General features: G+C 66.4%; 11 protein-coding genes. All 11 read left to right on the top strand.

Translation table 11 applies throughout. The features are described 5' to 3' along the window. A partial coding sequence (gene rplN / locus IT540_RS18010; RefSeq protein ID WP_291181015.1) for a 50S ribosomal protein L14 occupies nucleotides 1-281 on the top strand: 281 nt, incomplete at its 5' end. Next, complete coding sequence (gene rplX / locus IT540_RS18005) at nucleotides 281-607, top strand: 50S ribosomal protein L24 (RefSeq protein WP_291181013.1); 327 nt, start codon at nucleotides 281-283, stop codon at nucleotides 605-607. The genes rplN and rplX, both read left to right, overlap by 1 nt. A 3-nt stretch (nucleotides 608-610) precedes the next feature. Next, nucleotides 611-1,291, top strand: a complete 681-nt coding sequence (rplE, locus tag IT540_RS18000) for a 50S ribosomal protein L5 (protein WP_291181011.1) — start codon at nucleotides 611-613, stop codon at nucleotides 1,289-1,291. Between the two features lie 50 nt (nucleotides 1,292-1,341). Beyond that, a complete protein-coding gene (gene rpsN, locus IT540_RS17995) occupies nucleotides 1,342-1,647 on the top strand; it encodes a 30S ribosomal protein S14 (protein WP_291181009.1) in 306 nt (101 codons plus the stop codon). A 15-nt stretch (nucleotides 1,648-1,662) separates the two neighbouring features. Beyond that, nucleotides 1,663-2,061: a 30S ribosomal protein S8 gene (gene rpsH / locus IT540_RS17990; protein WP_291181007.1), complete on the top strand. Its 399-nt coding sequence runs from the start codon at nucleotides 1,663-1,665 to the stop codon at nucleotides 2,059-2,061. A gap of 42 nt (nucleotides 2,062-2,103) precedes the next feature. Then, nucleotides 2,104-2,646: a 50S ribosomal protein L6 gene (rplF, locus tag IT540_RS17985; RefSeq protein WP_291181005.1), complete on the top strand. Its 543-nt coding sequence runs from the start codon at nucleotides 2,104-2,106 to the stop codon at nucleotides 2,644-2,646. 13 nt (nucleotides 2,647-2,659) lie between these two features. Continuing rightward, nucleotides 2,660-3,022 carry a 50S ribosomal protein L18 gene (rplR, locus tag IT540_RS17980; protein ID WP_291181003.1) on the top strand — a complete coding sequence of 121 codons (363 nt, stop codon included), beginning with the start codon at nucleotides 2,660-2,662 and terminating at the stop codon, nucleotides 3,020-3,022. 16 nt (nucleotides 3,023-3,038) lie between these two features. Beyond that, nucleotides 3,039-3,617 carry a 30S ribosomal protein S5 gene (gene rpsE, locus IT540_RS17975; RefSeq protein WP_291181001.1) on the top strand — a complete coding sequence of 193 codons (579 nt, stop codon included), beginning with the start codon at nucleotides 3,039-3,041 and terminating at the stop codon, nucleotides 3,615-3,617. A 42-nt stretch (nucleotides 3,618-3,659) separates the two neighbouring features. Continuing rightward, on the top strand, nucleotides 3,660-3,860 hold the full coding sequence (gene rpmD / locus IT540_RS17970; RefSeq protein WP_291180999.1) for a 50S ribosomal protein L30: 201 nt from the start codon (nucleotides 3,660-3,662) through the stop codon (nucleotides 3,858-3,860). A gap of 48 nt (nucleotides 3,861-3,908) precedes the next feature. Beyond that, nucleotides 3,909-4,457 carry a 50S ribosomal protein L15 gene (gene rplO / locus IT540_RS17965; protein ID WP_291180997.1) on the top strand — a complete coding sequence of 183 codons (549 nt, stop codon included), beginning with the start codon at nucleotides 3,909-3,911 and terminating at the stop codon, nucleotides 4,455-4,457. Nucleotides 4,458-4,587: 130 nt separating this feature from the next. Beyond that, the coding region (secY, locus tag IT540_RS17960) for a preprotein translocase subunit SecY (RefSeq protein WP_291180995.1) at nucleotides 4,588-5,551 on the top strand (964 nt) is incomplete at its 3' end.

Genomic DNA, 5,551 nt, shown 5'->3' with positions numbered 1-5,551 from the left:
GCAAGTACGCCACCATCGGCGACACCATCGTCGTGTCGTTGAAGGAGGCGATTCCGAAGGTCCGCGTCAAGAAGGGACAGGTCATGAATGCCGTCATCGTGCGCGTCTCAAATGGCGTGCGCCGTCACGACGGATCGCTGATCCGCTTCGACCGCAACGCCGCCGTCCTGATCAACGCCCAGGGCGAGCCGGTCGGCACGCGCATCTTCGGGCCGGTGACGCGCGAGCTGCGCGCCAAGAACCACATGAAGATCGTCTCGCTCGCGCCGGAGGTGCTGTAATGGCCTCGCTGAAGATCAAGAAGGGCGACAGCGTCATCGTTCTCACCGGGCGCGACAAGGGCAAGCGCGGTGAGGTGATCGAGGTGCGTCCCAAGGAGAACCGCGCACTCGTCCGCGGCGTGAACGTCGTGCGCCGTCACCAGCGCCAGACGGCCTCGCAGGAGGGCGGCATCATCTCGAAAGAGGCCGCGATCCAGATTTCGAACCTTGCCCTCGAGGATCCGAAGGACGGCAAGCCGACCCGCGTCGGCTTCCGCATCCTGGACGACGGCAAGAAGGTCCGCTTCGCCAAGCGCTCGGGCGAGATCATTCCGGAGAAGAACTAAGCCATGGCCGAGAAAGAGAAACCGCAGAAGGCGGCAAAGGCCGGCGGCCCGCCCGCCGGCAAGCCGGGCAAGGAGGCCAAAGGCGCGAAGGCGCCCAAGGCCGCCGCCGCGCCGCGCGAGTGGAAGCCGCGCCCGAAGGACTACAAGCCGCGCCTGAAGACGCACTACGAGAAGGTGGTGCGGGGTGCGCTGAAGGAGAAGTTCGCCTACGCGAACCCGATGCAGATTCCGAAGATCGAGAAGATCGTGATCAACATGGGCGTGGGCGAGGCGACCGCCGACCGCAAGAAGGTCGACAACGCCGCCGCCGATCTCGCGCTCATCGCCGGTCAGCGTCCTCTCCTCACCAAGTCGACCAAGTCCATCGCCACCTTCAAGGTGCGCGAGGGCATGACGCTCGGCTGCAAGGTGACGCTGCGCGGCGACCGCATGTACGAGTTCCTGGACCGCTTCGTCACCATCGCGCTGCCGCGCGTGAAGGACTTCCGCGGGCTGAACCCGAAGAGCTTCGACGGCCGCGGCAACTTCGCCTGCGGTCTGAAGGAGCACATCGTGTTCCCCGAGATCGACTACGACAAGGTTGACCAGGTCTGGGGCCTCGACGTGATCGTATGCACGTCGGCCCAGTCCGACGACGAGGCGCGTGAGCTGCTTCGTGGCTTCAACTTCCCTTTCCGCAGCTAGAGGACCTCGGCACCCCAGATCGGGACCCGAAAGGCCTTTGGAGGACATGAATGGCTAAGACGAGCTCTATCGAGAAGAACAACCGGCGCCGCAAGCTGGTCGCGCAGCACGCGGCCAAGAGGAAGCGCCTGAAGGCGATCGCCGACGATCTGAAGCGCACCCCCGAGGAGCGTTTCGCGGCGCGTCTGAAGCTCGCCGAGATGCCGCGCAACGGCTCGGCGGTGCGCATTCGCAACCGCTGCGAGATCACCGGCCGCGCCCGCGGCAACTATCGCAAGCTCAAGATGTGCCGCAACCAGCTCCGGGAGCTGGCCTCGCAGGGCCTCATCCCCGGCATGGTCAAGTCGAGCTGGTAAGGAGGGCATGAGCAAATGGCAGTGAACGATCCTATCGGCGACATGCTGACACGCATCCGCAATGCGCAGCTCCGCCGCCGGCCGAAGGTGGTGACGCCCGCATCCAACCTGCGCGCCCGCGTCCTCGACGTGCTCGTCGAGGAAGGCTACATCCGCGGCTACACGCGCGTGGAGCAGAAGGGCAACCTTCCCGAGTTCGAGATCGAGCTCAAGTATTTCAACGGTCAGCCAGCGATCAAGGAGATCAGCCGCGTCTCGACCCCCGGCCGGCGCGTTTACTCGCCGGTCCGCGATCTGAAGAGCGTCGCCAACGGCCTCGGCGTCGCCATCCTCTCCACGCCCAAGGGCGGGATGTCGGATGCGCGCGCCAAGGAGGAGAACGTCGGCGGCGAGGTCATCTGCAACGTATTCTAGCGAAGGATGCCGGCTCCGGCCGGGATCTCGAGGAAGCCAACCATGTCACGCATCGGAAAGAAGCCGGTTCCCGTCCCCGCCGCCGTCACGGCGACGGTCGACGGCCAGACGGTCAAAATGAAGGGCGCCAAGGGCGAGCTTTCCTTCACGCTGCCCGAGGAGATCAAGGTCGAGAAGACCGCCGACGGCATCGAGCTCACGCTCGTCGAGGACACCAAGAAGGCGCGCTCCATGTGGGGCATGTCGCGCACCATGGTGCAGAACCTGATCACGGGCGTGACCGAGGGCTACACCCACACGCTCGAGATCCACGGCGTGGGCTTCAAGGCGGCCATGAAGGGCAAGGACCAGCTCACGCTGTCGGTCGGCTACAGCCACGACGTCGTGCACGCGATCCCGCCCGGCGTCGAGGTCAAGGTGGGCGGCGCCAAGCAGGAGGTCGTGACGGTCTCCGGCATCGACAAGCAGCTCGTCGGCCAGGTCGCAGCCGACATCCGCGCCTCGCGGAAGCCCGAGCCCTATCAGGGCAAGGGCGTGCGCTTCAAGGGCGAGTACGTCTTCCGCAAGGAAGGCAAGAAGAAGTAGGACAACGGACGCCATGGCCAAGAAAGACACCCAGTTCGAAAGGCGCCGCGCCCGCGTGCGCCGAACGCTGAAGGCCCGCACAGCGGGCCGTCCGCGTCTTTCCGTGCATCGTTCCTCGAAGCACATCTACGCCCAGATCATCGACGACACGGACGGCAAGACGCTGGTCTCGGCCTCGAGCCTCGAGAAGGATCTGCGCGGCTCGCTCAAGACAGGCGCCGACAAGGCTGCGGCCGTGACCATCGGCAAGCTGGTTGCCGAGCGCGCGCTCAAGGCCGGCGTCACGGCGGTCGTGTTCGACCGCGGCGGCTATCTCTTCCACGGGCGCGTCAAGGCGCTCGCCGATGCCGCGCGTGAGGGCGGCCTCAGCTTCTGATGAAAGGAATTTGACAGTGGCACGTCCATCATCGAGAGACCGGGGCCGGGAGCGCGAGCGCGAGGAGCGCGACAGCGAGTTCTCGGACAAGCTGGTCCACATCAACCGCGTCGCCAAGGTCGTGAAGGGCGGCAAGCGCTTCGGCTTTGCGGCCCTCGTGGTCGTGGGCGATCTCAAGGGCCGCGTCGGCTTCGGCCACGGCAAGGCCCGCGAGGTGCCGGAGGCGATCCGCAAGGCGACCGAGTCCGCGCGCCGCAACCTGATCCGCGTGCCGCTGCGCGACGCCCGCACGCTGCATCACGACAGCGAGGGCCGTCACGGCTCGGGCAAGGTCGTGCTGCGCTCGGCTCCCGCCGGTACGGGGATCATCGCCGGCGGCGCCATGCGCGCCGTGTTCGAGATGCTGGGCGTCCATGACGTGGTGGCGAAGTCGCTGGGCTCGACCAATCCCTACAACGTCGTGCGTGCCACGTTCGACGCGCTGAAGGAGCAGGAGAACCCGCGCTCCGTCGCCGCTCGCCGCAACAAGAAGGTGTCCGAGATCGTCGCCCGTCGGCGCGACGGCTCCGGTGCCGAGGTCGCCGCCGAGGCCTAATAGCCGAGGTAGCGCGCAGGAATTCGGGAAGGGACCGATACCATGGCCGCCAAGAAGACGATCACGGTCGAGCAGATCGCGAGTGCGAACCGCAGGCCCGAGATCCAGACCAAGACCCTGATCGGTCTTGGTCTCAACAAGCTGCATCGCCGCCGCACGCTCGAGGACACGCCGTCCGTGCGCGGCATGATCAAAAGCATCCCCCACCTCGTGCGCATCGTCGACGAGAAGGGCAACGCCTGAGACGCCGAGCGCAGTCTCGCGCAAGACGAATGAAGGAGCTTGAGGCCCATGCGGCTCAACGACATCAAGGATAACCCCGGCGCCCGCAAGCACCGCGTGCGCATCGGCCGCGGCATCGGCTCGGGCGTCGGCAAGACAGGCGGACGCGGCGGCAAGGGCCAGACGGCGCGCACCGGCGTGGCCATCGGCGGCTTCGAGGGCGGCCAGATGCCGCTCCACCGGCGCCTGCCGAAGCGCGGCTTCAACAAGTGGAACCGCAAGGACTGGAACGAGATCAACGTCGGCGCCCTGCAGAAGGCGGTTGACGAGGGTAAGCTCAAGGCCGGCCAGACCGTCGACGTGACGGCGCTGGTCGATGCCGGCATCCTGCGCCGCCCCAAGGACGGCCTGCGTCTGCTCGGCACCGGCGAGATCAAGGCCAAGCTGGCGCTGACCGTGAACCACGCCTCGGCTTCCGCCACGGCGGCGGTCGAGAAGGCCGGTGGCTCGGTGAGCCTGATCGAGAAGAAAGTGCTCGCGGCCGACGAGGCCAAGCGCAAGAAGTCAGCGGCCAAGAAGGCCGGCTCGGCAAAGAAGGCGGATACCGCGGAGGAGTAGGCGGACCGGGCGCGGCCGGCGGCGCGCGGCGCCTTTGGCTTCGGCGGCATCGGATGCGCGGGCAGGGGGCTCGACGCGGCGGCCGCCGGACACCAAGTAAGATGGCTCAACAGAGCCGGGAGAGAACGAAATGGTATCCGCTGCCGAGCAGCTTGCCGCAAATCTCAACCTTGGCGCGTTCGCCAAGGCCCGGGATTTGAAGAACCGGATTTGGTTCACGCTGGGCGCGCTGGTCATCTACCGTCTCGGCACCTTCATTCCGATTCCCGGCGTCGATGCCGCGGCGTTCGCCGCGGCATTCAAGTCGCAGTCGTCCGGCATTCTCGGCATGTTCAACGTGTTCGCCGGCGGCGCCGTCGAGCGCATGGCGATCTTCGCCCTGAACATCATGCCTTACATCTCCGCCTCCATCATCATGCAGCTCATGAGCTCGATGTCGCCGAAGCTCGAGGCGCTGAAGAAGGAAGGGGAGTCGGGCCGGAAGCAGATCAACCAGTACACCCGCTACCTGACGCTGGTGCTTGCGGCCTTCCAGGCCTACGGCATCGCCATCGGCCTCGAGGGCTCGCGCTCGGAAGCAGGCTCCGTCGTTGGTGACCCTGGCTGGTTCTTCCGCGCCACCACCGTCATCACACTCGTCGGCGGCACCATGTTCCTGATGTGGCTTGGCGAGCAGATCACACAGCGCGGCGTCGGCAACGGCATCTCGCTCATCATCTTCGCCGGCATCGTGGCGGGGCTGCCGTCCGCACTCGTGGGCTTGTTCGAGATGGCCCGCACCGGCGCCCTCTCGACGTTCCTGCTGCTCGCGCTCCTGGCGCTGATGCTGGCCGTCGTCGCCGCCATCGTCTTCATCGAGCGTGCGCAGCGAAGGCTCTTGATCCAATACCCGAAGCGACAGGTCGGCAACCGCATGTTCCAGGGCGATGCCTCGCATCTGCCGCTGAAGCTCAACTCCGCGGGCGTCATCCCGCCGATCTTCGAGTCGTCGCTTCTGCTCTTGCCGTTAACGGCCGCGCAGTTCTCTTCCGCACAGGGCGGTGGACACGAGTGGCTGCAGACTCTGGTGGCCGCCCTCGGCACCGGCCAGCCTC

This window comes from Hyphomicrobium sp., assembly GCF_020852195.1.
Lineage (GTDB): Bacteria > Pseudomonadota > Alphaproteobacteria > Rhizobiales > Hyphomicrobiaceae > Hyphomicrobium_C.
This window is presented reverse-complemented; position numbering and strand designations above follow the sequence as displayed.

Coding starts and splice junctions, on each gene's coding strand:
- rplX (WP_291181013.1), top strand. CDS start 281: ATGGCCTCGCTGAAGATCAAGAAGGGCGACAGCGTCATCGTTCTCACC.
- rpsN (WP_291181009.1), top strand. CDS start 1,342: ATGGCTAAGACGAGCTCTATCGAGAAGAACAACCGGCGCCGCAAGCTG.
- rplE (WP_291181011.1), top strand. CDS start 611: ATGGCCGAGAAAGAGAAACCGCAGAAGGCGGCAAAGGCCGGCGGCCCG.
- rplR (WP_291181003.1), top strand. CDS start 2,660: ATGGCCAAGAAAGACACCCAGTTCGAAAGGCGCCGCGCCCGCGTGCGC.
- rplO (WP_291180997.1), top strand. CDS start 3,909: ATGCGGCTCAACGACATCAAGGATAACCCCGGCGCCCGCAAGCACCGC.
- rpmD (WP_291180999.1), top strand. CDS start 3,660: ATGGCCGCCAAGAAGACGATCACGGTCGAGCAGATCGCGAGTGCGAAC.
- rplF (WP_291181005.1), top strand. CDS start 2,104: ATGTCACGCATCGGAAAGAAGCCGGTTCCCGTCCCCGCCGCCGTCACG.
- rpsH (WP_291181007.1), top strand. CDS start 1,663: ATGGCAGTGAACGATCCTATCGGCGACATGCTGACACGCATCCGCAAT.